The 2,030-nt window shown below is 45.0% G+C and carries 2 protein-coding genes; both read left to right on the top strand.

Annotated features, from left to right (window positions below):
- The coding region (locus LZG73_RS25410; RefSeq protein ID WP_233847519.1) for a hypothetical protein at positions 1–288 on the top strand (288 nt) is incomplete at its 5' end.
- Positions 289–978: 690 nt separating this feature from the next.
- Positions 979–2,030: M12 family metallopeptidase (locus LZG73_RS25405; RefSeq protein ID WP_233855638.1), on the top strand; the 1,052-nt coding region annotated here is incomplete at its 3' end.

Genomic DNA, 2,030 nt, shown 5'->3' with positions numbered 1-2,030 from the left:
TGGTTTGACGTCAAAGGTATTGCAGCTCCTTCGGCCAATGCCCAATCGATTTACATCATGAATTCTACCGAACTATATCGCGTTGACATCGTTACCGGTGCGTTGACACTTCATAAGCAGGGCTGGAACAAAGTGACGGCCATGAGCGGAGGAGGGGGCTACCTGTATATAGTCAATGACCAATACTTGTACCGCGTCACTGAGAATAACGATCAGTTTATGCTATCAAAAGGTTGGTTAGGTGCAAGCTCCATCGGGTTCGTTCATGACCCGAGCGGGGGGAATTAGATCTTTGAAAGTCTGATCTGTGCCGCCGGTTTAGGTATAGTGACCATTGTCGGGCTAGCTAACCCAAGTCGGGTTGACTAACCTGACGATGGTACATAAGCCTTTTTGCTTGTGGTTTCCGGCGGATCGGGCATCTCACGTCAGAAGTTCTTGCCGAATGCTCAGGCCAGCTGATTGTTGTTGGATGGATACCAGCAGCTTCCGTTCAATTCGGCGACCGAGTAGCTATAAGCTGTGATAACGGTCAATGATTCGTTGCTAAAATATATGGATTTGATCCTAGCAGCTTACGTGCGCAGAATAGGCAAGGAATATATTTTTACAAACATCGAACTCCGAAAGCTAGGGATGCCCGTGCTACTTATTGCTGGAAACGCCGATATTGTCAGGTACAGCGAATTAATTAAAAACGAACTTGGCGTCTGCGTAAAGAATCTTGAAGTTATAATTAGAGAAAATGTCAGTCACGTAGTTGTCAACATACATAACGAGGTGATTTTATTTTCTGAAAGATGGCGCATCTTATAATTATGCGCTAAAAGTCACAGCATTTAGAAACCTTATTATCATTAATAAAAGAGTACTATTAGCCACCGGCTACCCTTGCCTTTTTCAATATGAAAGGCATATGTCACTGGTGTGTCGTGCAAGGCTCCAATGTTGTTTATTTAATCCAAATCAATTTAATTCATGAAAACCAATCAACTGTCTCTATGGGCAACAGTCATCATATTGGGCTCTTCATTACTTAGTTCTTGTGAAGACAAGCTCGGAGAAACAACTCCGGGAAAACAAACAGACATTGTCAGTTCAGACAGCACCGGCGTTTATAAAGATGGTATGCTTAACGGTACGCCCATCCGCTACAAAGTGATTAATGGACGGGCAGTCTGGCAGGGTGACATCGTGCTCACCCCTGAGCAGCTGGGACAAGGAACCGACCCCAATGCCCGCATCTCAGGATCAGGCGCGAGCAACTTAATTTACCGCTGGCCAAATGGGGTCATTCCTTATGAAATAGCGCCTGAGGTCGACCCGGCCCTAAACATTACGATCAAAGATGCCATTGCCTACTGGCAATTTAAAACGTCCATTACTCTCGTTCCCCGTACGAATCAGGTTGATTACGTCCGGTTCGTTATAGGGGATGAAAGCCTATCTGAAATTGGAAAAATAGGCAATATGCAGGAGATCAAGCTCACCAAGTACGCAAGTCGAAGAGATGTCATTCATGAGATTGGGCATACCATAGGGCTTTTACACGAGCATACCCGCGATGACCGGGATAAATGGATCACGGTTAAGTGGGAAAATGTAAATGAAGAAGGAAAAGAAGAGTTGAAGACATATGGCACTCGATATCCAGGGTATCCTACTTTCGGGAATGGACCATTGGATTATAAATCAGTTATGATTTATGCCGCTACAAGTTATTCCAAAAACGGTAACCCGACCATGGTCCGTAAGGATAATCTTCAGATCTGGGCGCTCGAGGATCAATTATCAGAAAGAGATGCAAATACGGTGGAGCAGATGTACGCCAATCTTTACATTGTTTGGAGTAACAACCTATATTCTGCAAGTTCCAAAACAGGCAATTACGTGAATCTGGGCCTTGGCTGGAAGGGTGCGGCCAAGGGAATTGCCGAACAAGGTCGCTATATCTGGGCTGTTCATGGAGGCACCCTTTGGCGAATTGATCGCTTTACAAAAGAAAGACTAGCGATGGGTAACGAGGATTG

Source organism: Dyadobacter sp. CY326 (assembly GCF_021390515.1).
In the GTDB taxonomy this organism is placed as follows: domain Bacteria; phylum Bacteroidota; class Bacteroidia; order Cytophagales; family Spirosomataceae; genus Dyadobacter.
This window is presented reverse-complemented; position numbering and strand designations above follow the sequence as displayed.